At 62.4% G+C, this 22,386-nt stretch carries 19 protein-coding genes; 4 read left to right on the top strand and 15 right to left on the bottom strand.

Annotated elements, in window-relative coordinates:
• Positions 1–26 precede the first annotated feature (26 nt).
• The 4 genes from WBK23_RS05500 to WBK23_RS05485 all read right to left on the bottom strand — a co-directional run bounded on the left by WBK23_RS05500 (position 27) and on the right by WBK23_RS05485 (position 2,861).
• Positions 27–533, bottom strand: coding sequence for a DUF1993 domain-containing protein (locus WBK23_RS05500; protein ID WP_424482960.1), 507 nt, complete (start codon positions 531–533; stop codon positions 27–29).
• A 98-nt stretch (positions 534–631) separates the two neighbouring features.
• Positions 632–1,102, bottom strand: a complete 471-nt coding sequence (locus WBK23_RS05495; RefSeq protein WP_424482959.1) for a MaoC family dehydratase — start codon at positions 1,100–1,102, stop codon at positions 632–634.
• Positions 1,099–2,061 carry a lysophospholipase gene (locus WBK23_RS05490; RefSeq protein ID WP_424482958.1) on the bottom strand — a complete coding sequence of 321 codons (963 nt, stop codon included), beginning with the start codon at positions 2,059–2,061 and terminating at the stop codon, positions 1,099–1,101. The genes WBK23_RS05495 and WBK23_RS05490 overlap by 4 nt, the downstream gene beginning before the upstream one ends.
• 71 nt (positions 2,062–2,132) lie before the next feature.
• Positions 2,133–2,861 carry a substrate-binding periplasmic protein gene (locus WBK23_RS05485; RefSeq protein ID WP_424482957.1) on the bottom strand — a complete coding sequence of 243 codons (729 nt, stop codon included), beginning with the start codon at positions 2,859–2,861 and terminating at the stop codon, positions 2,133–2,135.
• Positions 2,862–3,191: 330 nt separating this feature from the next.
• On the opposite strand from WBK23_RS05485, the gene fadD2 reads away from it, so the two are divergent.
• Together fadD2 and fadD1 are read left to right on the top strand one after the other, a co-directional pair.
• Positions 3,192–4,880, top strand: coding sequence for a long-chain-fatty-acid--CoA ligase FadD2 (gene fadD2 / locus WBK23_RS05480; protein WP_424482956.1), 1,689 nt, complete (start codon positions 3,192–3,194; stop codon positions 4,878–4,880).
• Between the two features lie 314 nt (positions 4,881–5,194).
• Complete coding sequence (gene fadD1 / locus WBK23_RS05475) at positions 5,195–6,883, top strand: long-chain-fatty-acid--CoA ligase FadD1 (RefSeq protein ID WP_424482955.1); 1,689 nt, start codon at positions 5,195–5,197, stop codon at positions 6,881–6,883.
• Between the two features lie 245 nt (positions 6,884–7,128).
• Here fadD1 and WBK23_RS05470 read toward each other — a convergent pair whose 3' ends face one another.
• From WBK23_RS05470 to WBK23_RS05455, 4 genes are all read right to left on the bottom strand, one after another.
• Complete coding sequence (locus WBK23_RS05470; RefSeq protein WP_424483294.1) at positions 7,129–7,500, bottom strand: hypothetical protein; 372 nt, start codon at positions 7,498–7,500, stop codon at positions 7,129–7,131.
• 2 nt (positions 7,501–7,502) lie between these two features.
• On the bottom strand, positions 7,503–8,306 hold the full coding sequence (locus WBK23_RS05465; protein WP_424482954.1) for a putative RNA methyltransferase: 804 nt from the start codon (positions 8,304–8,306) through the stop codon (positions 7,503–7,505).
• 146 nt (positions 8,307–8,452) lie between these two features.
• Entirely contained in the window at positions 8,453–9,607 is a 1,155-nt protein-coding gene (dapE, locus tag WBK23_RS05460; RefSeq protein WP_424482953.1) for a succinyl-diaminopimelate desuccinylase, read from the bottom strand.
• Positions 9,608–9,703: 96 nt separating this feature from the next.
• Positions 9,704–12,301, bottom strand: a complete 2,598-nt coding sequence (locus WBK23_RS05455) for a glycosyltransferase (protein WP_424482952.1) — start codon at positions 12,299–12,301, stop codon at positions 9,704–9,706.
• Between the two features lie 257 nt (positions 12,302–12,558).
• Between WBK23_RS05455 and tcdA the strand changes: the two genes are divergently transcribed.
• Together tcdA and WBK23_RS05445 are read left to right on the top strand one after the other, a co-directional pair.
• Positions 12,559–13,392 carry a tRNA cyclic N6-threonylcarbamoyladenosine(37) synthase TcdA gene (tcdA, locus tag WBK23_RS05450; protein ID WP_424482951.1) on the top strand — a complete coding sequence of 278 codons (834 nt, stop codon included), beginning with the start codon at positions 12,559–12,561 and terminating at the stop codon, positions 13,390–13,392.
• Positions 13,393–13,454: 62 nt separating this feature from the next.
• Positions 13,455–14,261: a substrate-binding periplasmic protein gene (locus WBK23_RS05445; RefSeq protein ID WP_424482950.1), complete on the top strand. Its 807-nt coding sequence runs from the start codon at positions 13,455–13,457 to the stop codon at positions 14,259–14,261.
• On the opposite strand, the gene WBK23_RS05440 is transcribed toward WBK23_RS05445, so the two are convergent.
• From WBK23_RS05440 to map, 7 genes are all read right to left on the bottom strand, one after another.
• Positions 14,240–14,659 (bottom strand): SufE family protein, encoded by a 420-nt coding sequence (locus tag WBK23_RS05440; RefSeq protein ID WP_424482949.1) that lies wholly within the window; start codon positions 14,657–14,659, stop codon positions 14,240–14,242. The two genes, WBK23_RS05445 and WBK23_RS05440, sit on opposite strands and share 22 nt — an antisense overlap.
• The gene (locus WBK23_RS05435; RefSeq protein ID WP_424482948.1) at positions 14,656–15,861 is read right to left on the bottom strand and encodes an aminotransferase class V-fold PLP-dependent enzyme; all 1,206 of its coding nucleotides are present in this window, start codon (positions 15,859–15,861) and stop codon (positions 14,656–14,658) included. Before WBK23_RS05435 ends, WBK23_RS05440 begins: the two co-directional genes overlap by 4 nt.
• A gap of 126 nt (positions 15,862–15,987) precedes the next feature.
• On the bottom strand, positions 15,988–17,022 hold the full coding sequence (gene dapD, locus WBK23_RS05430; protein ID WP_424482947.1) for a 2,3,4,5-tetrahydropyridine-2,6-dicarboxylate N-succinyltransferase: 1,035 nt from the start codon (positions 17,020–17,022) through the stop codon (positions 15,988–15,990).
• 39 nt (positions 17,023–17,061) lie between these two features.
• Entirely contained in the window at positions 17,062–17,409 is a 348-nt protein-coding gene (locus tag WBK23_RS05425; RefSeq protein ID WP_424482946.1) for an ArsC family reductase, read from the bottom strand.
• Positions 17,406–18,620, bottom strand: a complete 1,215-nt coding sequence (dapC, locus tag WBK23_RS05420) for a succinyldiaminopimelate transaminase (protein WP_424482945.1) — start codon at positions 18,618–18,620, stop codon at positions 17,406–17,408. The genes WBK23_RS05425 and dapC overlap by 4 nt, the downstream gene beginning before the upstream one ends.
• A 68-nt stretch (positions 18,621–18,688) precedes the next feature.
• Positions 18,689–21,391, bottom strand: a complete 2,703-nt coding sequence (locus tag WBK23_RS05415; protein WP_424482944.1) for a [protein-PII] uridylyltransferase — start codon at positions 21,389–21,391, stop codon at positions 18,689–18,691.
• A 42-nt stretch (positions 21,392–21,433) separates the two neighbouring features.
• Positions 21,434–22,216, bottom strand: coding sequence for a type I methionyl aminopeptidase (map, locus tag WBK23_RS05410; protein WP_424482943.1), 783 nt, complete (start codon positions 22,214–22,216; stop codon positions 21,434–21,436).
• Positions 22,217–22,386: the final 170 nt, after the last annotated feature.

The following is a 22,386-nucleotide window of genomic DNA, read 5'->3' as shown; positions in this document are numbered from 1 at the left end:
ACGCGCAGCAGATCGTAAATCGATTTTTAGCGAGTGCCGAGGAAATCGCGCTTGCCGATGTTTACACCGTTGTGGCGGAGGATGGCGTAGGCGGTGGTGAGGTGGAAGTAGAGGTTCGGCAGCACGTGCTCAAGCAGGAACGCCTGGCCCTGGAAGTGGGTTTCTTTGTCGCGGCGCTTGAGGGTCACGGTGCGATCTTCGCTGCCGTCGATCTGGGCGGCGTTCAGGCTGGCGAGGAAGGTCAGGGTCTTGGCGACCCGCGCTTGCAGTTCGGCGAAGCTGGTTTCGTCGTCGGCATGGCTCGGCGCATCGACGCCGGCCAGCAGTGCGGCACCGCCTTTGGCCGTGTCGCAGGCGATCTGCACCTGACGGCTCAGCGGGAACATGTCGGGGGCCAGGCGCGCATTGAGGAACACGCTGGCGTCGATCTTCTTCTCTTCGGCGTGGGCTGCGGCGATGCCGAGAATGACCGAGAGGTTGTTCAGCTGGCGGTTAAACACCGCGATGGAGGCTTGGGACATAGACAGGGACATGGAAATCTCCAGAGGCGCCGAAACGGATTGTTCCGCGCGCGATTGCATAGAAGGGCAGTGCACCGCCGCAGTGGCAGCGGTGACCTGAGGCAGCAAGCTTAGCCGATGGTGATGGGCGGCAGCTTAGTCAGTTCAACGGTCTGTGCCTTACGCGGGGCGAGGATTTCTGCTTCGCCATCGACCACCAGTTCGTCGTTCTGGTTGAACACCCGAGTGGCCATGCGCACGCGGAATTTCGGCAGTTTTTCCAGCACTTCCAGGCGCACGGTCAGGGTGTCGCCGAGTTTCACCGGCGCAGTGAAGCTCATGCGCTGGCCGATATAGATGGTGCCCGGGCCAGGCAGTTCGCAGGCCACTGCGGCGCTGATCAGTGCGCCGCTGAACATGCCGTGGGCGATGCGTTCCTTGAACATGGTGGTGGCGGCGTATTCGGCATCCAGGTGCACCGGGTTGTGGTCACCGGAGACTTCGGCAAACAGCTGGATATCGCGTTCGCTGACGGTCTTGCTGTAGCTGGCGGTCTGGCCGACTTCGAGGGCCTCGTAGGGCGTGTTGCTGCTCTGGCTCATGGATTACTCTCTTGGCTCTGTGGGGTGGGCTGGCGCTGCTGGCCGAGGGCCTGCTGCAACCAGTCGATAAGGTAGGCGGTGACCTCGTCACGGTTGCTCTCGTTGAGCAGCTCATGACGCGCATCCGAGTAAAGTTTGACCTGCACATGACGGTTGCCGGCGGCGCTCAGGGCGTTGCCCAGGTCTTGCTGGCGCGTGCCGTCGCTGACCGGGTCACAGGCTCCGCCAATCACCAGCAAGGGCAGGTTGCTGTCGATCTGCGCGAGGTTCTTCAGCGGGGTGATGTGTTGCAGCCCGCCGAGCAGGTCGACCCACAGCTGATTGCTGCAACGAAAGCCGCACAGCGGGTCGTTGACGTACTTGTCGACCTCGGCCGGGTCGCGGCTCAGCCAGTCGAAGGCAGTGCGGTTGGGCTTGAAGGCTTTATTGAAGGAGCCGAACGAGGCGAACTCAAGCAGCGCACTGCAGCCTTTGGGGCCTTGGCGCCAGCGCTCGAAGCGCGCCAGCAGCTGGCCGACGCGGTACAGGGCGGCGGGCTGGTAGTTGGAGCCAGAGAGAATCGCGCCTTGCAGGCTGCTGCTGTGCTGCATCAGGTAGGCCTGGCCGATGTAGCTGCCCATGCTGTGGCCGAGCAGGAAGATCGGCGCGTGCGGGTGCTGCTGGCGCATATGGTGATTGAGGCTGGCGAGGTCATTGACCACCAGGCTCCAGCCATTGGCGTCGGCGTAGTGGCCGAGGCTGCCGTGCTCGGCCGTCTTGCCGTGGCCGCGCTGGTCGTGGGCGTACAGTTCAAAACCTTGCGCCACCAACGCTTCGGCCAGGCGTGCATAGCGCCCGCTGTGTTCGGCCATGCCATGAGCCACCATCAGCAGCGCCTTGGGCGGCTGTTCGCTGTACCAGCGGTTGACAAAGAGCGGCGCTGCATCGGTGCTGTTGAGCCAGAACGCTTGGTGGAGCATGGCGAATCCCTTAAGCCTGCAGAAGCTGCGCATTGTGCACCCCGCGCGGCGCGGCGCAAAGTCCAGGGTGGCTAGCGATTATGCGCGCGCAGGATCTGCATATATTCGCCGCTGCTGTGCAGGTCGCGCAGGCCCTGCTCAAACACCTTGCTCCAGTCGGGTTCGCCAGTTTTGACCGGGGTAAAGCCCACCAGCAGGGGGATGCGCTCCAGTACGTTGCCGTGCCAGCGCAGTTTGCCGCGCAGCTGCTCGTCGTTGGCGATCAGGTGGTTACCGACGATGCGCTCCAGCAGCACCATGTCGAAGCGCCGGGCATTGAGCTTGCGCAGGTTGCTGATGTCGTCCACGGCGTCTTCCAGGGTCAACCCGGCGTCGAGGATGTGCTGCGGGTAGCCGTAACCGCGCACGATACCCAGGGTTTGTCCGTGCAGTTCCTGCAGTCGGCTGAACTGCAGCGGGTAGTCGTTGCGGATAAACAGGCCCAGTTCGCTGTAGAACAGCGGGCGCGAGGCTTGCAGTCCTTCCTCTTTAACCTCTTTGGGCCACAGCGCCAGCGCACCTTGGTAGTGGCCGTTGCGCAACTCGACGCGCACCCGCGCCCAGGGCAGAAAATCGATCTGCACCGGATAGCCGCGTACGGCAAAGGCACGCCGGGTCAGGGCGACGATGCTGCCGCCATCGGGGCGGTGTTCGGTGCTGTAGGGCGGGTATTCCAGGGTGGCCATGCGTAGTTGCGGTTCTGCCCTGGCGGGTTGGCCTAACGCGAGCAGAAGTACCACGGTGAGCAAAAGGGTTGGCATGGCGGATCGCAATCTATGTGTGCTGTGTGGTTATAGGTGGCGCAGCAGGATAGTTCCACAAAGAGCGGCAAGATTCAGTCCGTCAATGACGCTACCTGCGCTATTTGCCTGCCCTGCGTTAGCTGTTACTTTCCAGGCAACTCCGCTAGAGGGTGCTTACAAATTACTGCGCTCGCCCATGCTGTGTTGAGCCCAGCCTCAAAATGCTCATGTACAACTCGTACATTGCGCTTTTTCGGCTGATCTCGCCTTGCCTGGCCATCGCTCGCTACTTTTGTAAGCACCCTCTTTGGCGGATTAGGATCATTTCAGGGCAAGGGGATAAAAATAATGCAGCCTGATTTCTGGAGCGACAAACGCCCGGCCGGCGTACCCGCTGACATCGACCTGGGGGCTTACAAGTCGGTGATCGAGGTGTTCGAGCGCTCGTGCAAGAAATTCGCCGATCGACCGGCGTTCAGCAATCTGGGCGTGACCCTGACCTACGCCGAGCTGGACCGGCTCTCGGCGGCCTTTGCCGCCTACCTGCAAAAGCACACTGACCTGCAGCCAGGTGAGCGCATCGCCGTGCAGATGCCCAACGTGCTGCAGTACCCGATTGCCGTGTTCGGCGCGATGCGCGCCGGGCTGATTGTGGTCAACACCAACCCGCTGTACACCGCCCGTGAGATGCGCCACCAGTTCAAGGATGCCGGCGTACGCGCGCTGGTGTACCTGAATATGTTTGGCAAGCTGGTGCAGGATGTGCTGCCGGATACCGAGATCGATTACCTGATCGAAGCCAAGATGGGTGACCTGCTGCCGAGCCTGAAGGGCTGGCTGGTCAACACCGTGGTGAAGAAGGTCAAGAAGATGGTCCCGGATTACCACCTACCGCAGGCGGTGGGGTTTAAGGATGCGCTCAAACAGGGCCAGGGTCATGCGCTCAAACCGGTCAAGGTTGGTCATGCCGATGTCGCCGTGTTGCAGTACACCGGAGGCACCACCGGGGTGGCCAAGGGTGCGATGCTGACCCACGGCAACCTGGTGGCCAACATGCTGCAGGTCGATGCCTGCCTGTCGCAGCTGGGCAGCGATGGTACCCCGCTGATGAAGCAGGGCCAGGAAATCATGATCGCGCCGCTGCCGCTTTACCATATCTATGCCTTCACCGCGAACTGCATGTGCATGATGGTCAACGGCAACCACAACGTGCTGATCACCAACCCGCGTGACATTCCAGGCTTCGTCAAGGAACTGGGCAAGTGGCAGTTCTCCGCGCTGTTGGGTCTCAACACGCTGTTCGTGGCGTTGATGGATAACCCCGAGTTCCAGAAACTGGATTTCTCCAAGCTCAAGGTCACCAACTCAGGCGGCACCGCGCTGGTCAAGGCCACGGCCGAACGCTGGCAGGCGATGACCGGCTGCACCGTGGTCGAAGGCTATGGCCTGACCGAAACCTCGCCGGTGGCCAGCAGCAATCCCTATGGCGACAAAGCGCGTCTGGGCACGGTGGGTATTCCGTTGCCGGGCACTGCGTTCAAGGTCATCGATGATGACGGCGTCGAGCAGCCGCTGGGCGAGCGTGGCGAGCTGTGCATCAAGGGCCCGCAAGTAATGAAGGGCTACTGGAACCGCGAGGAGGCCACCGCCGAGGTGCTGGACGCCGAAGGTTGGTTCAAGAGCGGTGACGTGGCGGTGATCGATCCAGACGGTTTTGTGCGCATCGTCGATCGCAAGAAGGACATGATCATCGTCTCGGGTTTCAACGTGTATCCCAACGAGATCGAAGATGTGGTCATGGCTCACCCGAAAGTCGCCAGTTGCGCGGCTATCGGTGTGCCGGACGAGAAGTCCGGGGAAGCAGTCAAGTTGTTCGTCGTGGCCCGCGACAGCAGCCTCAGCAGCGAAGAGCTGAAGGCGTACTGCAAGGAAAACTTCACCGGCTACAAAGTGCCCAAGCAGATCGTCTTCCGTGACGCGCTGCCGATGACGCCCGTTGGCAAGATCCTCCGCCGCGAGTTGCGCGATATCGCCTAACCCTGCGTAAACGGGTCAAACCCGCCGCTCTCGGCGGATTTATGAAGGTGACCAGATAGCATGATCTGGTCGCTTTCGTGACCGCTGCGGCGCTTATTGGTGCTAGTCGCTGTATGGCAAAGCTGCTACTCTCGGGCGGCTTTTTTGTGATCCGCCATCCATGGCGACCACCCTTTTGGGGCCGTCGCTGTGCGACGTCAAAAATTGCTCCCGGCAATTTTTTTGCCGTTCAAGTCGCAGAAAACACGCAAATCTACAATAAACAACCGTCTACGCGCGGTGAAGATCAAGCTGTTGCTGAGGAGTGGGCTTCCATGAACGAAAACTTTTGGAAGGATAAGTATCCCGTTGGGATTGCTGCCGAAATCAATCCTGACCAGTACCCGAATATCCAGGCGGTACTGAAAGAGTCCTGCCAACGCTTCGCCAACAAGCCCGCTTTCAGCAATATGGGTAAAACCATTAGCTATGCCGAGCTGTATGAGCTTTCCGGTATTTTTGCCGCCTACCTGCAGCAACACACCGACCTGCAACCCGGTGACCGCATCGCGGTACAACTGCCCAACGTCCTGCAATACCCGGTCGTGGTATTCGGCGCACTGCGTGCTGGCCTGGTCGTAGTCAACACCAACCCGCTGTACACCGCGCGGGAAATGGAACACCAATTCAACGATTCCGGTGCCAAGGCCCTGGTCAGCCTGGCCAACATGGCCCACCTGGCTGAGCAAGTGCTGCCCAAGACCGGCATCAAGACCGTGATCATCACCGAAGTCGGTGACATGCTCTCGCCGCTCAAGCGCCTGCTGGTCAACACCGTGGTCAAGCACGTGAAGAAGATGGTGCCGGCCTACAACCTGCCGCAGTCTGTCTCGCTGTGCACCGCGATGGCCAAGGGTCGTGGTCATGCCGTCAAGGACGCTGCACCGAGCAATGCCGAAATCGCCGTGCTGCAATACACCGGCGGCACCACCGGCGTGGCCAAGGGCGCGATGCTGACTCACCGCAACCTGATCGCCAACATGCTGCAGGTCAAGGCGCTGATGGGCTCGGAAATGAGCGAAGGCAACGAAGTGCTGATCGCACCGCTGCCGCTGTATCACATCTACGCGTTCACCTTCCATTGCATGGCGATGATGCTGATTGGTGGGCACAACGTGCTGATCACCAACCCGCGTGATCTGCCTGCCATGACCAAGGACCTGGCCAAGTACAAGTTCACCGGTTTTGTCGGCCTCAACACCCTGTTCGTGGCCCTCTGCAACAACGAGGAATTCCGCAAGCTGGACTTCTCCACCCTGAAAGCCACCTTCTCCGGCGGCATGGCCCTGCAACTGGCCACGGCCGAGCGCTGGAAACAGGTGACCGGCTGCCCGATCTGCGAAGGTTTCGGCATGACCGAGACCAGCCCGGTCGCGTCGGTCAACCCGTTCAGCAATATCCAGATCGGCACCATCGGCATTCCGCTGCCGTCGACCCTGTGCAAGGTAATCGACGACGAAGGCGTCGAGCAGCCGCTGGGTTCGATTGGCGAGCTGTGCGTCAAGGGGCCGCAGGTGATGAAGGGCTACTGGCAGCGCCAGGAAGCCACTGACGAAATCCTCGACGCAGAGGGCTGGTTGAAGACTGGCGACATCGCGGTGATCCAGGAAGACGGCTTTATGCGCATCGTCGACCGCAAGAAGGACATGATTCTGGTGTCCGGCTTCAACGTCTACCCGAACGAGCTGGAAGACGTGCTGGCCACCCTGCCGGGCGTGCTGCAGTGCGCGGCCATCGGTGTGCCGGACGAGAAGTCCGGTGAAGCGATCAAGATCTTCGTGGTGGTCAAGCCGGGTGAAACCCTGACCAAAGAGCAAGTCATGGAGCACATGCGCGCCAATGTTACCGGCTACAAGGTGCCCAAGGCCGTGGAGTTCCGCGATGTACTGCCGACCACCAACGTCGGCAAGATCCTGCGCCGCGAACTGCGTGACGAAGAGCTGAAGAAACTGGGCAAGAAGTAAGCGCCCGGTTAAACAAAACCCCGCCTAGGCGGGGTTTTTTGTGCTCGTCAAACCGGTCGTTGAAAACGTAGCGAGCGATGGCTAGGCAAGGCGGAAGTAGCCGAAAAAGCGGAGTGTACGTCTGTACATGAGCATTTGATTCGCTGCGCTCACCCCTTTGGGGTCGTGCTAAAGCACGTTCAGCCTTCGGCTGTGAGGCTGCTGCCAACGCTGAATAGCCGAGAGCAGTAGTTTTCAGCGGTCGGTTAAGCGGTGCGCCAGGTGATTTCTTCTACCCCGTCGGCGCTGATGCGCATCCAGCGGTCGGCCTGCTCATCGCTTTCCTCTTCCTGCCAGCCGCCGGGGGCGCAGCGTACTTCGACATTCAGGGCGGCGAAGGCCGCCTGGGCGCAGGCCAGGTCGTCGTCCCAGGGCGTGGCGGCGCTTTCCAGAAACAGGCTATTCCATTTGCCGACAGCCTTGGGCAGCCAGGTCACCGGCACGTTGCCGGCCGTGCATTTGTAGGTCTGGCCCTTTTGCTGCCAGGGCGTGCAGCTGCCCAGTGCCGTGTTCAGCCACTCGCCGATGGCGGTGTGGTCGGCGTCTTTCAGGTAAATCTCGATATCCGGTTGGCGCATGGTCATATTCTCTCGATCCAGTCGTAGCGGATGGCAACAGTCACTTCACAGGGTTCGGCGATGACCGCAGCGCGGCGTTCGGCGCTGGCACGCCAGCCGTGTGGGGTCATGGCCAGCAGGTCGGCGCGCGCCTGGCTGCTGTCCAGTTGCAAATTGAACGTCAGGGTTTCGCTGTGCACCAGGCGCATGCCCTCGGGGATCAGCTCCAGATGCTTCTGCTCATCATAGTCGCGCACCTCGTCATACAGCTTCTGCCGCAGTTCCATCAGGTGGTCGTTGGTCGGCCCCATGCGCAGCAAGCCGCCGCCGGGGGCGAGCAGGCGCTTGGCCTCCTGCCAGTCCAACGGGCTGAATACGCTGGCCAGCAGCTGGCAGCTGGCGTCACTCAGCGGCACGCGCGCCATGCTCGCCACCAACCAGGTCAGCTGCGGTGAGCGTTTGCAGGCGCGCTTGACCGCCTCGCGGGAGATATCCAGGGCATAACCATCGGCTTGCGGCAGCCGATCGGCGATCTGCGCGGTGTAATAACCCTCGCCACAGCCGATATCCAGCCAGCACTGCGGGGCGCGCTCGGCGGCCAGTTCGGCCAGACGGCGCGCCAGTGGTGCGTAGTGGCCACCATCGAGAAAGCGCCGGCGGGCTTCGACCATGGCGACGTTATCGCCGGGGTCGCGGCTGTTCTTGTGCTGCACTGGCAGCAGATTCAGATAGCCCTGGCGTGCGCGGTCGAAACGGTGGTTGGCCGGACAGGCCACGCCATTGTCGACCAGGCTCAGCGCCTGCTGGCAGATCGGGCAGGTCAGCATGCGAAAAATCCATTAACAGGCCGTCGCGAGCGCCCCGAGAGCAAGGCGGACGGAACGCAGCGACGAGACATATCGAATAGATAGGCGAGGAGCGAGTACCGCCCAACGCAGCTATCGGGGTGCATAGCAGGCATGTTCATGGATTTTCATGCGAGTAGATTGACCAGGGTTCGATAATAGATTTCGGTCAGCACATCGAGGTCCGCAGCCAGCACGCGCTCGTCGATCTGGTGGATGGTGGCGTTGACCGGACCGAGCTCGACCACCTGAGTGCCGAGGGTGGCGATAAAGCGCCCGTCCGAGGTGCCGCCGGAGGTCGATAGCTGGGTGGCGCGGCCGGTGACGCTGTTGATGCTGCTGGCCACGGCATCCAGTAATGCGCCGGGTTCGGTGAGGAAGGGCAGGCCGGACAGCGCCCAGTCCAGGTGGTAGTCCAGGCCATGCTTGTCGAGGATGGTACGCACGCGCTGCTGCAGGCCTTCGACAGTGGATTCGGTGGAGAAGCGGAAGTTGAATACCGCCTTCAGTTCGCCGGGGATCACGTTGGTCGCGCCGGTGCCGGAGTTGAGGTTGGACACCTGGAAACTGGTCGGCGGGAAGAAGGCGTTGCCGTCATCCCAGTGCTCGGCGGTCAGTTCAGCCAGGGCCAGGGCGGCCAGGTGGATGGGGTTCTTGGCCAGGTGCGGGTAGGCCACGTGGCCTTGCTTGCCGTACACCGTGAGGGTGCAGCCGAGTGAGCCGCGGCGACCATTCTTGACCACGTCACCGACCAGGGTGGTGCTCGACGGTTCGCCGACGATGCACCAGTCCATCCGCTCGCCGCGCTCGCGCAGGCGCTCGACCACGGCCTTGGTGCCGTGGTGGGCCGGGCCTTCCTCGTCGCTGGTGATCAGAAAGGCGATACGCCCCTGGTGATCCGGGTAGTCGGCGACAAAGCGCTCCACCGCGATGATCATCGACGCCAGGCTGCCCTTCATATCCGCTGCCCCCCGCCCGCAGAGCATGCCCGTCTCGTCGATCAGCGCATCGAACGGCTGGTGCTGCCAGGATTGCAGCGGCCCGGTCGGCACCACATCGGTATGCCCGGCGAAGCACAGCACTGGGCCATCGCCCTGGCCATGACTGGCCCAGAAGTTGTCGACTTCCTCGATCCGCATCGGCTCCAGAGCGAAGCCGGCGGCAGCCAGACGGCGCATCATCAGCTCCTGACAGCCTTCGTCGAGTGGCGTGACGGACGGGCGGCGGATCAGCTCGCAGGCCAGCTCTAGGGTAGGCGTGAGGGTAGGGGTGAGGGCGGGCATGGGTCGACTCCGGAAAACACTCAGGGCGCGGAAAAGGCGCACATCTTAAAGCAAAACGGCGGCCCGAGGCCGCCGTTTCGACAGGCAGATGCTCACTCAGGCCGTGGCTTCAGCCTCGTTCTCGGTGGTTTGCGCTGGCTTGGGCAGCGACGACAGCAGGGCCATGATCAGCGCCGCCAGGTACGGCAGCGACTGCACCAGCAGCATGGCCACCCAGAACTTCACGTCGGCACTGGGGAAGCCCTGAACGACGCCGATACCCACCGCCGAACCCCACAGCAGCAGCATGATAAACACCTCTTCGCGGGCCTCGGCCAATGCGACCATAAAGCCGTGGTTGGAGGCCATCTTCGGCGTGCGGAAGAACGGGATGGTCTCGGTGAAGGCACCGTAGAGCACCGCCTTGGCAATCGTGTGCGACAGCGCCAGGCCCGCCACTGCGGCCTGGAACGAGCGCACCAGGTCGACGCCTACGGCCTTGCGGTAGAGGAACATGATCTTGCCGAACTTGAAGAAGAACAGTGCCAGCGGCGGGATGGCGAAGATCAGCAGCGGTGGGTCGACCCGGGTCGGCACGATGATCATCGCCGCCGACCAGAGCAGGGCACCGGCGGTGAAGAAGATGTTCAGGCCGTCGGCGATCCACGGCAGCCAGCCGGCAATAAAGTGATAGCGCTGGCCGTGCTTGAGTGCGGAATCCTTGCCGAGGAACAGGCTGCGCGCATGGCCCTTCATGATCTGGATCGCGCCGTAGGCCCAGCGGAAACGCTGCTTCTTGTAGTCGATAAAGGTGTCCGGCATCAGCCCCTGGCCGAAGCTCTGGTGCGCGTAGGCGGCCGCATAGCCCTGCTTGAACACACGCAGGCCCAACTCGGCGTCTTCGCAGATGGTCCAGTCGGCCCATTTCAGCTCGTCCATCACGGTGCGGCGGATCATGGTCATGGTGCCGTGCTGGATGATCGCGTTGCGGTCGTTACGGGTGACCATGCCGATATGGAAGAAACCCTTGTACTCGGCATAGCAGAGCTTCTTGAAGATGTTTTCGTTGCCGTCGCGGTAGTCCTGTGGCGACTGCACCACGGCGATCTGCGGATCACTGAAGTGCGGCACCATGTGCTTGAGCCAGTTCTTGTCGACGCAGTAGTCGGCGTCGATGACGGCCACCACTTCGGCGTCTGGTGCGGTGTGCGGCAGGATGTAGTTCAGCGCGCCGCCCTTGAAGCCGGCAATCGGTGATACGTGGAAGAAGCGGAAGCGCGGCCCCAGCACCTTGCAGTAGGCCTCTACCGGTTCCCACACCGCCGGGTCCTTGGTGTTGTTGTCGATGATCAGGACTTCGTAATCCGGGTAATCCAGCGCGGCCAGGGCGTCGAGGGTCTGTTTGACCATCTCCGGCGGCTCGTTGTAGCAGGGCACATGGATCGACACCTTGGGCCGGTAGGCGCTGTCGGTCAGCACCGGCAGGAACGGTCGGCGGCGGGTGCGGGTCCAGGCGGTTTCGGCCAGTTCATGGGCCTCGGTGAGCAGCACGATAAATACGCCGAATGCGCCGATACCGAGTAGCAGGCCGACCAGGGTGCTGAACCAGGTGCTGTATTGCTGGCTGTAGTCGTAACCGATCCACACCAGGGCGGAGCCGCCGGCGAAGGCGACCACGGTGAGGAAGGTGCGCCCGCGCTGGCGCAGGGCGCTGCCGTCGATCAGCATCAGTGCCAGGCTGAGCAGGGCCAGCACCACCGAACCGATGGCCAGCAAGCGCCACTGCGGAATGGCCACCACCGGGCCTTCGAAGGCGAACTTGGCTTGGCGGTCGAGGTTGTACACGCCCCAGTACGCGCCCACCGAGCCTTCATCGCTGGCCTTCCACGGCTGGTCGAAGGCTTCGATGACGAAGTAGTTGTAGCCCTTGGCATTCAGCGCATTGACCAGGGTGCGCAAGTAGATGGCCTGGTCCGCCTGCGACGCGTCGGCGCCGCCACGCATGCGGCCGTTGCTCGGCCAGCCGACTTCCGAGAGCAGCAGCGGTTTTTTCGGGAAGAGTTTCTTCAGGTCCTTGGCGCGCTCCAGGACGAACTCGGTGGAGTCCTCCATCGGCACGAATTCCCAGTACGGCAGCACGTGGGCGGCGACCAGGTCGGTGTGTTTGGCCAGCTCCGGGTATTCCTGCCAGATGTGCCACTGCTCGGACGTGGTCACCGGCACTTTTACTGCTGCACGCACGCGGTCGATATAGGCAATCAGGTTCTCGGGCGTCACTTCGCTGCGGAACAAGGCTTCGTTACCGACTGCGACCCGTACCACGCTGCGCGAGCTGTTGGCGATTTCGATGGCCTTGGCGATCTCGCGCTCGTTGCGCTCCAGATCCAGGCTGATCCAGATGCCCAGGGTCACGCGCAGGCCGAATTCTTCGGCGATACGCGGGATATTGGCCAGGGCACCGTCCACCGAATAGGTGCGGATGCTGTCGGTTTGCTTGCTCAGCAGCTCGAGGTCGGCGCGCATTTGCGCATCGCTCGGGTAGATATTCTGCTGCGGGTTCTGCCCGGCGCGGAATGGCGAGTAGGAGAAACCGGAAATCTGTTCCGGCCACTCCGGCGCACTTACCGGGCGGTTGTACAGCGCCCAGATACCGGTAAACAGGGCGGCAATCGCCAGGAATATGACCAGGTTCAGTCCAAACTTACGCGAAGGCATAGTGAGCAGGTCCAGCAATAGGGCAAAGAAGAGCGACGAGCGTCGGGTGGCGCATGCTACGCCGCCGCCACAGGGCTGTATAGCCTGGCCAGGGGCTGGTAGATGTGATGCTGCGAGGGCTTCGAGGTTCCGCCTGGCGGGTCGTGCGGCTGCTGTTCATCGGTTGCTGCACCATGGCGGCAAGACAGGGCTTGGGTCGGGGGGCGGGGCTTCCTATAATGCGCGCCGCCCGCGTTACCGGGCCGCAAGGAGACGAAATGCCTGTCGATGAACAACGCTTTGCCGGAATCGCCCGTTTATATGGCCGCGTCGGGGCCGAACGGCTGGCGGCTGCGCATGTGGCGGTGGTCGGCCTCGGCGGCGTCGGCTCCTGGGCGGCCGAGGCGCTAGCGCGTTCCGGGGTGGGCGAAATCTCCCTGTTCGACCTCGATGATATCTGCGTCAGCAACAGCAACCGCCAGCTGCATGCGCTGGACAGCACGGTCGGCCAGCCCAAGGTTGAGGTGATGGCGGCGCGCATTCGCGGCATCAACCCGGCTTGCGTGGTGCATGCGGTGACCGATTTTGTCACCCGCGAGACCATGGCGGAGTACATCACCGAGCAGTTCGACGCGGTAATTGACTGCATCGACAGCGTCAACGCCAAGGCCGCACTGATTTCCTGGTGCAAACGCCGCAAGATTCAGGTGATCACCACCGGCGGCGCGGGCGGGCAGATCGACCCGACGCAGATCCAGGTTGGCGACCTCAACAAAGCCTGGAACGATCCGCTGGCGTCCAAGGTGCGCTCGACCTTGCGTCGCGACTATGGCTTCTCGCGCACGCCGGGGCGTAACTACAGCGTGCCCTGCGTGTTTTCTACCGAGCAGCTGCGCTATCCCAAGCCGGACGGCACGATTTGTCAGTACAAGGGTTTTGTCGGCGAAGGGGTCAAGCTCGACTGCGCCGGCGGTTTCGGCGCGGTGATGATGGTAACCGCGACCTTTGGCATGGTGGCTGCGGCCCGGATCGTCGACAAACTGGTGGCTGGCACCCGTCGGCCTGCCGAGCGCGGCAGCGATGCAGCGCCGTCAACTTTGGCTAATCTCTAGAAATGACCGTTCCGGTCGCTGTGCAGCAGGGATGTGCTGGTTGAGTGTGATTGAGGTGTGTTGTGCTGTCCCTGCTGCGTCCCGTGTTGAAAACCCTGTTACGCCCCCTGTTGCCGCTTGCGGTGCTATTGACCTGTTTGCAGGTGGTCGCTGAGCCGGTAGTGCGCATCGGCACCGGTGACTGGGTGCCTTATGTCGACCAGCAACGTGCGGATGGCGGTGCCTTGTCGCGGTTGGTGAAGTCGATCTTCAACGCCGCTGGCTATCAGGTCGAGTTCGTTTACTACCCCTGGGATCGCAACCTGCTGATGCTCGAACAGGGCAGTCTGGATGCTGTAATGCCCTATACCTGCACGACTGCGCGACAGCGCGTGGGGGTGTGCAGCGAGCCGGTGGTCAAGGGTGAGATCGTGCTGTTCCAGCGCAGTGATCAGAAGCTGGATTGGGCGCGCATCGAGGACCTCAAGTCATTCAGCATCGCCACCACCCTGGGCTACTCCTACGGCCCAGAGTTCGATGCGGCGCAGCAATCTGGCGTGTTGAGTGTGCAGAAGAGTGGCAAGGAAGACACCGGTTTCCGTCTACTTGAGCTGGGCCGGGTGGATTTTCATCCGCAGGACCGGGCGGTGGGCTACGCCATGCTACGGCGGACGTTCTCCCCCGAGGCGCGAGCGGTAATCACCCATCATCCGCGTGTATTGAATACCGAACCGCTGCACCTGTTGTTTCGCAAGGACGACGCGCGAGCCACTCAGTTACGCGCGGTGTTCAACGCGGGTTTGCAGCGCTTTGCCGCCGATGGCGAGCTGGAACGCTTGCAGCAGGCGCTGTATTCCGGCAATCCGGATCAGTGGTTGAGCGCGCCCTGACGCAATTGCTGCATACGGCTCAACACCGCCTGCAAGCCATTGCTGCGTGATGGCGACAGTTGCCGGCCGAGGCCGAGCTGAGTAAACCAGCCCGGCAAATCGAGTTGCGCCAACTCATCTACCGACAGGTCGTTGACCCGCGCCAACAGCACAGCCAGCAGGCCACGCAGCAGGCGCGCCTCGCTACTGGCGCGAAACTGCCAGTGCTGGCCGTCGTGCTCTGCCACCAGCCACACCTGACTCTCGCAACCGTCTACGCGGTTGGCGTCACAGCGCTCGGCGTCGCTCAAGGGTGCAAGTTGTTCGCCCCATTGCAACAGCAGGCGGGCGCGCTGCTCCCAGCTGGCGCACTGGCTGAATGCAGCCAAGGCGTGCTCGGCGCTGGCGGGCAGGCTCATCGCAGCAGCTCCAGGGCTTGGTCGAGGGCGGTGAAGAAGCGTTCAAGGTCGCTCGAGTCGTTATACAGCCCCAGTGATACCCGAATCGCCCCGCTCAGGCCGAGGCTTTGCAGCAGCGGCATGGCGCAGTGATGGCCGGCGCGTACGGCAATGCCTTGCTCGGTCAGCAGGTGGGCGAGGTCGGCGTTATGCACACCGTCCACGACAAAACTGGCCAGCGCCACCTGCGGCGCGCCGAGCAGGCGTACGCCCTGGCGCTGCTGCAGGCCGCTGAGCAGTTGTGCGTGCAGGCGGGCTTCGTGGGTGGCGACGGCGTCGGCATCGAGTCCGGCCAGGTAAGCCAGGCTCGCGCCCAAGGCAATCACCGAGGCAATCGGCGGGGTGCCGGCTTCGAAGCCCAGCGGCGCATCGCGAAAACGAGCGCTGTGGTAGCTGGTCTGCAGCAGCATTTCGCCGCCAAATTGCCAATGCGCAAGCTGCTGCAAGGCCGCCGTGCGGCCGTACAGCAGGCCGACGCCATCCGGGCCGTAGAGCTTGTGGCTGGAACCGATATAGAAGTCGCAGCCCAACGTCTGCACGTCATGCCGGCCGTGCACCACACCTTGTGCGCCATCGACCACAGTCAGCGCACCCTGCGCCTTGGCCAGGGCGAGCAGCGGCGACAAGGGTTGCCAGCCGCCCAGCACGTTCGACAGTTGGCTCAGTGTCAGCAACTTGCAGCGCGGGCCGATCAGTTGTGCGGCATGCTCCAGGTCGATCAGCCCGCTGTTGTCCAGCGGCAGCACCACCAGCTTGAGTTGGCGGCGCAGCGCCAGTTGCTGCCAGGGCAGCAGGTTGGCGTGGTGTTCCAGGGCGCTGATAACAATCTCGTCGCCAGCCTGGAAGCAGTGTTCCAGGCCATAGGCGAGCAGATTGAAGGCCTCGGTGGCCCCGCGGGTAAAGATGATCTGGCTGGGTTCGGCGGCATTCAGCCAGGCCGCGAGGCTGGCCCGGGTGGCTTCGAACGCGCGGGTGGCACGCTCGCCCGGCAGGTGCTGCGCGCGGTGCACATTGGCTGCGCCGCCGGCGTAATAGCCGAGCAGGGCATCGAGCATGGCCTGGGGTTTCTGCGCGGTGGCGGCGCTGTCCAGGTAGGTCTGGCCTTCGGCCGCGAGGGCCAGAATGCCAGGGAAGTCAGCGCGCCAGGGGGAATGGATAGGCATGGGCAGGCAATCGAGACCGTAGGATGGGTTGAGCGCAGCGATACCCATAATGAGCGTGATGGGTATCGCGATGCTCAACCCATCCTACAAAACTGCAAGCGGTCGGCTTGCAGTTTGTCGCCAGGGTCAATTGTGCGCGTGCAGGGCTTCGTTGAGTTCAATCGCCGACTTGTGGGTTTTGCACTCCACGGCACCGGTTTGCGAGTTGCGGCGGAACAACAGATCTGGCTGGCCAGCCAGATCACGGGCCTTGAGCACCTTGACCAGCTTGTTGTCGGCATCCAGCAGTGCCACCTTGGTGCCGGCGGTGATGTACAGGCCGGATTCCACTGTGTTGCGGTCGCCCAACGGAATGCCGATACCGGCGTTGGCACCGATCAGGCAGCCTTCGCCGACCGAGATCACGATATTGCCGCCACCGGACAGGGTGCCCATGGTCGAGCAACCGCCGCCCAGGTCCGAGCCCTTGCCGACGAATACGCCAGCGGAGACGCGGCCTTCGATCATGCCAGGGCCGGCGGTACCGGCGTTGAAGTTGACGAAGCCTTCGTGCATCACGGTGGTGCCTTCGCCCACGTAGGCACCCAGGCGGATCCGCGCGCTGTCGGCGATACGCACGCCGGCGGGGACCACGTAGTCAGTCATTTTCGGGAACTTGTCGACCGAGAACACTTCCAGCAGGTCGCCTTTCAGGCGCGCTTCCAGCTGACGTGCAGCCAGTTCGCTGAGGTCGACTGCGCCCTGGCTGGTCCAGGCCACGTTCGGCAGCAGCGGGAAGATGCCAGTGAGGTTCAGGCCATGTGGCTTGACCAGGCGATGCGACAGCAGGTGCAGCTTGAGGTAGGCCTCAGGAGTGCTGGTCAGCGCGGTGTCTTCAGCGAGCAGGGTCGCCACCAGCGGCTTCTGGCTTTCGGCCAGGCGAGTCAGCAGGGCAGATTGGGTGGCATCGATATTTTTCAGCGCTTCGGCCAGATCGCCGGCCTGGCTGTTGCTGATGGCAATGGCCTGGTTGCCGCCCTGATAGCCGAGGGTTTCCACGACTTTGGCAACCAGCTCGCTGGCCGGGTTGAGCATGGGCTGGGCGTAGAAGACTTCCAACCAGGTGTTCTGGCGGTTCTGGGTGCCGACGCCGAAGGCCAGGCTGAAAAGGGTAGTGGTCATCTTGCTTTCCTTAACACGAATTCAATGGATACGGATGGTTCAGGCCAGTTCAGCGGCATAGCGCTCGGGCTTGAAGCCAACCAGGGTCTTGTTGCCGAGATCCAGCACCGGGCGTTTGATCATCGACGGTTGGGCGAGCATCAGTTCGATCGCCTTGTGCTGATCGAGGTCGCTTTTCTGCGCCTCGTCCAGCTTGCGGAAGGTGGTGCCTGCGCGGTTCAGGATTGTTTCCCAACCATGCTCGTTGCACCACTTTTCCAGGTTGCCACGGTCTATGCCGCAGGCTTTGTAATCATGAAAGTCGTAGCTTACCCCGTGCTCGTCGAGCCAGGTGCGGGCTTTTTTCATCGTGTCGCAGGCTTTTATGCCAAATAATTTCGTGTTCATGCGGGTTGGCTCTGCACAAAGGCGCGAATCCGCTCGGCCGCAGCAACGCATTCGGCCAGTGGCGCAACCAGGGCCATGCGGATACGCCCGGCACCTGGGTTGTTGCCGTCCACTTCGCGCGACAGGTACGAGCCAGGCACTACGGTCACGTGTTCGCGGGCGAACAGTTCGCGGGTAAAGCGTTCATCATCAATCGGCGTTCGGGCCCACAGGTAGAAGCCGCCGTCCGGGCGCTGCACATCCAGCACACCCTCGAGAACCCGCAGCACTGCGTCGAACTTCTCGCGGTACAGGTCGCGGTTGGCTTTGACGTGGGCTTCGTCGCTCCAGGCGGCCACGCTGGCCAGCTGGGTTTGCACCGGCATGGCGCAGCCGTGGTAGGTACGGTACAGCAGGAATGATTTCATTATGTCGGCGTCGCCGGCCACGAAGCCCGAACGCAGGCCTGGCAGGTTGGAGCGCTTGGACAGGCTGTGGAACACCACGCAGCGTTTGAAATCATCTCGGCCCAGTTCGGCGCAGGCGGTCAGCAGTCCGGCTGGCGGGTGGCCTTCATCGAAATACAGCTCGCTGTAGCACTCGTCGGCGGCGATCACGAAGTCGAATTTATCGGCCAGGGCGATCAGCTTCTTCAGCGTCGGCAGCGGTATCAGCGCGCCGGTCGGGTTGCCTGGCGAGCAGAGAAACAGAACCTGACAGCGCTGCCAGACGGCATCGCTGACCGCATCGAAGTCCGGGTTGAAACCATGCTCTTCTAGGCACGGCAAATAGTGCGGCTGCGCGCCGGCGAGCAGGGCCGCGCCTTCGTAGATCTGATAGAACGGATTGGGGCTGACCACCAGACCAGGTTCCTGCCCGGGCGCGCTGCGCTGCACCACCGCCTGAGTAAAAGCGAACAGCGCCTCGCGCGTGCCGTTGACCGGCAGTACATGGCGCGCCGGATCAAGCACACCGGCCGGCAGGTTGAAACGACGGCTGCACCAGTTGGCAATCGCCTCGCGCAGCGCCGGGATGCCCAGGGTGGTCGGGTAGACCGCCAGTTGTTCCAGGTTGGTGCTCAAGGCTTCGGCGACAAAAGCCGGCGAGCGGTGCTTGGGCTCGCCAATCGACAGGGCAATCGGGGCCTTGTCTGTTGGAGCCTGCACGCTGCCCAGCAGGGCGCGGAGCTTTTCAAAGGGGTAGGGCTGCAACTGGTTTAACGCGTCGTTCATTGTTCATTCCTGATGACTACTTAGCGGCCGCACCTCGGTGCCGGGCCGCTTAAGGCGGAGCGAGTGGTTTAAATCGTGATGCGGCTTGGCTCGATGGTCTGGCCATTGGCGTCGGAGAGTTGCGCGACCATGGTTTCCTGCAGGCGCGTGCACAGTTCGGGGTCAGACAGCGGCTGGTTGTGCGCGTCGGTGACGAAGAACACGTCTTCGACCCGCTCGCCCAGGGTGGCGATCTTGGCGTTCTGCAGCGACAGGTCGAAGTCGAGGAATATCCGCCCGATCCGCGCCAGTAGGCCCGGACGGTCGGGCGCGGTGACTTCGAGGATGGTCACCGGCCGATGCGCATCGTTGTGGATGGTCACCTGCGGCGCGAAGGCGAAGTGCTTGAGCTGGCGCGGTACGCGGCGTTGGATGATATTCGGGTAATCGTCCGGGTTCTTCAGTGCGTCGATCAGGCCCTGGCGAATCTGCTTGATCCGCGCCGGGTTATCGCCGATCGAGCCGCCTTCACCTTCGAGCACGATGTAGGTGTCGAGGGTGAACTGGCTGGTGGAGGTGAGAATCCGCGCGTCATGGATGTTCAGGTTGAGCTGGGCCATGGCCGCCACGGTCACGGCGAAGAAGTCGTGCTGATCCTGGGCGTAGATAAAGATCTGCGTGCCGCCCTCGAATTCGCGTTGGGTGGTTTCCTTGATCAGCACCAGCGGGTCGCCGTTGTGCGGGTGCTGCAGGATCGCCTCGCTGTGCCAGGCCACATCGCCGGCGCTGTGGCGCAGGAAGTAGTCGTCACCCAGTTGCGACCAGAGCTGTTCGGCGTCGTCCGGGTCGGTGCCGCCGCGCACCAGGATGTCCAGGGCGGAGATCTGCGTCAGGCGAATCTGCTCTTCACGGTCCAGCGGGTTTTCCAGGCCGCGGCGCAGGGCGCGCTTGGTCTCGGTGTAGAGCTGGCGCAGCAGGCTGGCGCGCCAGGAGTTCCACAGGCTCGGGTTGGTGGCGTTGATGTCGGCCACGGTCAGCACGTAGAGGTAGTCCAGGCGCGTCTGGTCGCCGACTAGGCGGGCGAAGTCGAAGATCACCTGGGGGTCGGACAAGTCCTTGCGCTGCGCAGTGGTGGACATCACCAGGTGATGCTGCACCAGCCAGACAATCAGCTTGGAGTCCCAGTTGGGCAGCTGATGGCGCACGCAGAAGGCTTCGGCATCCACCGCGCCGAGCTCCGAATGGTCGCCGCCACGGCCCTTGCCGATGTCGTGGTAGAGCCCGGCCATATAGATCAGCTCGGGCTTGGGCAGCTTGTCGATCAGCTTGCTGGCCAGCGGGAATTTTTCCGCCAGCTCGGTCCACTTGAACTTACGCAGGTGCTTGATCAGGTTTAGGGTGTGCGCGTCGACCGTGTAAATGTGGAACAGGTCGTGCTGCATCTGCCCAACGATATGGCCGAACTCGGGCAGGTACAGGCCGAGAATGCCGTAGCGGTTCATCCGCCGCAGGTTACGGTGGATGCCTTGCGGGCTCTTGAACAGCTCGATAAACAGGCTGGTGTTGCGGATATCGCGGCGGAATTCGTCGTCGATCAGATGGCGGTGCTCGCGCAGCAGGCGAATGCTGTTGGCGCACACGCCTTTGATCTCCGGGTGCTGGGCCATCAGCACGAAGATTTCCATGATGGCAAACGGGGTGCGCTTGAACACGTTGGGGTGCGCGACTTCGATATAGCCGTCACGCAGCAGGAAACGGCTGTTCAGCGGGCTGGCCTGGCCGATTTCGCCGGCACGCAGGATCTGCTCCTCGAAGTGCTGGACGATCAGGTCGCTAAGTTCGGCAATCGCCATCACCACGCGGTAGTACTTCTGCATAAAACGTTCTATGCCGCGCTTGCTGTCGCTGTCCTCGAAGCCAAGCAGGGTGGCGACATTGCTCTGATGGTCGAACAGCAGACGGTCTTCGGCGCGACCAGCGAGCATGTGCAGGGCGTAGCGCACCTTCCAGAGGAATTCCTGGCTGGAGGCGAGCAGGGCGTATTCGCTTTCCAGCAAAAAGCCCTGGCCGACCATGGCGTGCAGGTTCAACGTGCCGAAATGCCGGCGCGCGACCCAGAGGATGGTCTGGATATCGCGCAGGCCGCCGGGCGAGCCTTTGACGTTGGGCTCCAGGTTGTACTCGGTGTCGTTGTACTTGGCGTGCCGCGCCCGTTGTTCTTCGTGCTTGGCCAGGAAGAAGTGCTTGCTCGGCCACATCTGCGCGCTGCTGGTGACGTCCTGCATGCGTATGCGCAGGCGCTCGGGGCCAGCGATGGTGCGGCTTTCCATCAGGTTGGTGACCACAGTGAGGTCGGCGCGGGCTTCTTCGGCGCATTCATCCACCGAGCGCACGCTCTGCCCGACTTCCAGGCCGATGTCCCACAGCAGGGTGAGGAAGCGTTCGATCGGTTCGCGGAAGGTCTCGTGGTCGGCGTTGTCCAGCAGGATCAGCAGGTCGATATCCGAGAAGGGGTGCAGTTCGCCGCGGCCGTAACCGCCGACCGCCAGCAGGGCAATATCCGCATCTTCACTCCAGGACAGGCGTTCCCAGGCTTCACGCAGGATCTGGTCGACAAACCAGGCGCGATCCTCGACCAGGCGGCGTACATCGCGGCCGCTCTTGAAGCGCCCGTCGAGCACCTCACGGGCGTGGCGGATGGCCTTCTTGAAGGCAGCGATAGGGCTGGCCTTGAGGGCCAGTTCCGCCTGGAACTGGCCGCGGTCGAACAGCTCGGGATCTACCTGCGGCATGGCGGACTTCCTTCTATCTATAAAGCAGACGCGGCGTGCAGGTTAGGCCGACGTACGGGCAATGGTGTCGTCATTGCGCAGGGTGAAGATCTCGTAGCCGTCAGCGGTCACCAGAATGGTGTGTTCCCACTGGGCCGAGAGCTTGCGGTCCTTGGTGATTGCGGTCCAGCCGTCACCCAGGGTGCGGGTTTCCGGGCGGCCCTGGTTGATCATCGGCTCGATGGTGAAGGTCATGCCTTCTTTCAGCTCCATGCCGGTGCCGGCACGGCCGTAGTGCAGCACTTGCGGCTCTTCATGGAACACTGCACCAATGCCGTGGCCGCAGTATTCGCGGACTACGGAAAAGCCGTTCTTCTCGGCATGCTTCTGGATCACTTCGCCGATATCGCCCAGGCGCGTGCCCGGCTTGACCAGCTCGATGCCTTTATACATGCACTCCTGGGTGATCTTGGCCAGGCGCTCGGCCCATTCCGGGACCTTGCCGACCATAAACATCTTGCTGGTATCGCCGTGGTAGCCGTCTTTGATCACGGTGATGTCGATGTTGATCACGTCACCTTCTTTCAGCGGCTTGTCATTCGGGATGCCGTGGCAGACCACGTGATTGACCGAGGTGCAGATCGACTTGGGGAAGCCTTTATAGTTGAGCGGCGCAGGGATGGCCTGCTGCACGTTGACAATATAGTCATGGCAGATGCGGTCGAGTTCTTCGGTGGTGACACCAGGCTTGACGTGCTCGCCAATCATTTCCAGAACTTCGGCGGCCAGGCGACCGGCTACGCGCATTTTCTCGATTTCATCGGGCGTTTTGATGGTGACGGTCATGTGCGGCTCTCGAACGCGAACAGAAAGGGCGTCATCTTAACAGCTACACGCCGCATGCCATAAGCGTGACGTTAAAACGCGCTGCTATCTGGGCTTTGTTTACTGTGGATGCGTGTAGCCTGTGTCCATCTTTTATGGTATAAAACGCGCCGCTTTACGGGCTGTGTGCC

The sequence above is a fragment of the Pseudomonas sp. genome (assembly GCF_049653025.1).
Lineage (GTDB): Bacteria > Pseudomonadota > Gammaproteobacteria > Pseudomonadales > Pseudomonadaceae > Aquipseudomonas.
The sequence above is the reverse complement of the archived record's forward strand: the minus strand, read 5'-3'. Positions and strand labels throughout refer to the sequence as shown.

What these genes read in the sequence shown, in the direction of transcription:
- WBK23_RS05435 (WP_424482948.1), bottom strand. Translation starts at nt 15,861, where the DNA reads ATGCCTATCCATTCCCCCTGGCGCGCTGACTTCCCTGGCATTCTGGCC.
- WBK23_RS05490 (WP_424482958.1), bottom strand. Translation starts at nt 2,061, where the DNA reads ATGCTCCACCAAGCGTTCTGGCTCAACAGCACCGATGCAGCGCCGCTC.
- dapC (WP_424482945.1), bottom strand. Translation starts at nt 18,620, where the DNA reads ATGAACGACGCGTTAAACCAGTTGCAGCCCTACCCCTTTGAAAAGCTC.
- WBK23_RS05425 (WP_424482946.1), bottom strand. Translation starts at nt 17,409, where the DNA reads ATGAACACGAAATTATTTGGCATAAAAGCCTGCGACACGATGAAAAAA.
- dapE (WP_424482953.1), bottom strand. Translation starts at nt 9,607, where the DNA reads ATGCCCGCCCTCACCCCTACCCTCACGCCTACCCTAGAGCTGGCCTGC.
- map (WP_424482943.1), bottom strand. Translation starts at nt 22,216, where the DNA reads ATGACCGTCACCATCAAAACGCCCGATGAAATCGAGAAAATGCGCGTA.
- WBK23_RS05495 (WP_424482959.1), bottom strand. Translation starts at nt 1,102, where the DNA reads ATGAGCCAGAGCAGCAACACGCCCTACGAGGCCCTCGAAGTCGGCCAG.
- WBK23_RS05485 (WP_424482957.1), bottom strand. Translation starts at nt 2,861, where the DNA reads ATGCCAACCCTTTTGCTCACCGTGGTACTTCTGCTCGCGTTAGGCCAA.
- WBK23_RS05470 (WP_424483294.1), bottom strand. Translation starts at nt 7,500, where the DNA reads ATGCGCCAACCGGATATCGAGATTTACCTGAAAGACGCCGACCACACC.
- WBK23_RS05500 (WP_424482960.1), bottom strand. Translation starts at nt 533, where the DNA reads ATGTCCCTGTCTATGTCCCAAGCCTCCATCGCGGTGTTTAACCGCCAG.
- fadD1 (WP_424482955.1), top strand. Translation starts at nt 5,195, where the DNA reads ATGAACGAAAACTTTTGGAAGGATAAGTATCCCGTTGGGATTGCTGCC.
- WBK23_RS05415 (WP_424482944.1), bottom strand. Translation starts at nt 21,391, where the DNA reads ATGCCGCAGGTAGATCCCGAGCTGTTCGACCGCGGCCAGTTCCAGGCG.
- fadD2 (WP_424482956.1), top strand. Translation starts at nt 3,192, where the DNA reads ATGCAGCCTGATTTCTGGAGCGACAAACGCCCGGCCGGCGTACCCGCT.
- tcdA (WP_424482951.1), top strand. Translation starts at nt 12,559, where the DNA reads ATGCCTGTCGATGAACAACGCTTTGCCGGAATCGCCCGTTTATATGGC.
- WBK23_RS05440 (WP_424482949.1), bottom strand. Translation starts at nt 14,659, where the DNA reads ATGAGCCTGCCCGCCAGCGCCGAGCACGCCTTGGCTGCATTCAGCCAG.
- WBK23_RS05465 (WP_424482954.1), bottom strand. Translation starts at nt 8,306, where the DNA reads ATGCTGACCTGCCCGATCTGCCAGCAGGCGCTGAGCCTGGTCGACAAT.
- dapD (WP_424482947.1), bottom strand. Translation starts at nt 17,022, where the DNA reads ATGACCACTACCCTTTTCAGCCTGGCCTTCGGCGTCGGCACCCAGAAC.
- WBK23_RS05455 (WP_424482952.1), bottom strand. Translation starts at nt 12,301, where the DNA reads ATGCCTTCGCGTAAGTTTGGACTGAACCTGGTCATATTCCTGGCGATT.